The 1,335-nt window shown below is 72.7% G+C and carries 1 protein-coding gene and 1 pseudogene; one reads left to right on the top strand and one right to left on the bottom strand.

Annotation, left to right across the window (positions count from 1 at the left end):
- Window positions 1-231, top strand: a pseudogene (locus tag ACWEBX_RS40865) (serine/threonine protein kinase); the annotation flags it as partial.
- A 66-nt stretch (window positions 232-297) separates the two neighbouring features.
- On the opposite strand, the gene ACWEBX_RS40860 reads toward ACWEBX_RS40865, so the two are convergent.
- Window positions 298-1,335, bottom strand: a 1,038-nt coding sequence (locus ACWEBX_RS40860) for an MFS transporter (protein ID WP_451889743.1), incomplete at its 5' end; no start/stop codon positions are given.

Here is a 1,335-nt window from a genome sequence, read left to right as displayed (position 1 = left end):
ATCGCCTCGGGTACCGCGGCCCGCGACCGGCATCTCGCGGACATTCGTATCGCCGTGCCGGAAGCGCTTGTCCTGCGCAGCGACGACTACGCACCCCTGCGCCCCGGCTACTGGGTGATCTACGCGCCCGGTCCGTTCGCCGACAGCAGTGCGGCCCTCGCGTTCTGCGCCGAACGCGGCCGTACGACCACCAACAGCTGTATCGGCCGCTACATCAGGGATCGTGGTTGAGCCGATGCCCGGGGCCGGAGTGTCGATCACCTGCGGGGTGTGCCGGCCCGAGGAGCGGCCGGGTGCTCAGACGCGCCCCGGTGTCGCCTCCGTGGCGGCAGACTTGGCTCCGGTGTGCCGGGGGAGGAGCAGCGGGGTCGCCAGCAGGAGCACTCCGGCCAGGGCGATGGCCGTGCGCGGGCCGAGCAGAGCGCCCAGTACGCCCCACAACGCGGTCAGGAGCGCGGTCGCGCCCTTGGTCGTCACCGCCCAAGCGGTCAGCGTACGGGCGACCCGGTCCGTCGCGGTGCGTTCGAGGCGATAGGTGGCGCAGACGGGGTTGAAGACCCCGCAGCAGAAGATGAGCCCGAGTTCCACGCCCATCACCAGCAGCAGCCCTCCGGTGCCCGGCCCCAGGAAGGCCAGGCCGAGCGGCCAGACGGCGCGCAGTGCCCCGGACGCGACCAGGACCTGACGCCGTCCGAACCGGGTGACCAGGGGCCGGGCCAGCCGTGATCCGAGCAGGCCGCCGATCGAGGGCGCGGCGAAGGCGAGGCCGTACTGCCACGGTGTGAACCCGAGTCCGCCGAGCATCAGGACGGCCAGCAGCGGCTGGGCGGCCATCACCAGGCCGTTGAACAAGGCGGTGTTGAAGAACAGCGGACGCAGGGTGGGGTCGGCGAGGATGTACCGCCAGCCGTCGAGCAGGTCCGTGGCCCGCACACGCGCGGCCTCCCGGCATTCGGGCCGCGGCTCGTGCCCGCCCGCCGCGCGGATGCCCAGGGCGGAGAGCAGGTAGCTGAGGCCGTCGGCCACCACCGTCGCCACCGGACCGAGCAGCCCGACCGCCGCGCCGCCCAGCGGTGGTCCGACGATCGTGGTGGTCCAGGCCGTCGACTCGAACCGGGCGCCCGCGACCAGCAGGTCCTCCGCCGCCACCAGCGTCTTCAGGTAGGCGCCGGAGGCGGCACGGAAGGCGATATCGGCCGCGGCGACGACGATCGAGACGAGCAGGAGCTGTACGAAGGTGAGCACACCGAGCGCAAACGCGGCGGGGATCGTCAGCAGCGCCGCGAACCGCACCAGGTCCATCGCCACGAGCACCTGCCGCTTGCGCCGGAACTC

This window comes from Streptomyces sp. NPDC005070, assembly GCF_053600395.1.
This window is presented reverse-complemented; position numbering and strand designations above follow the sequence as displayed.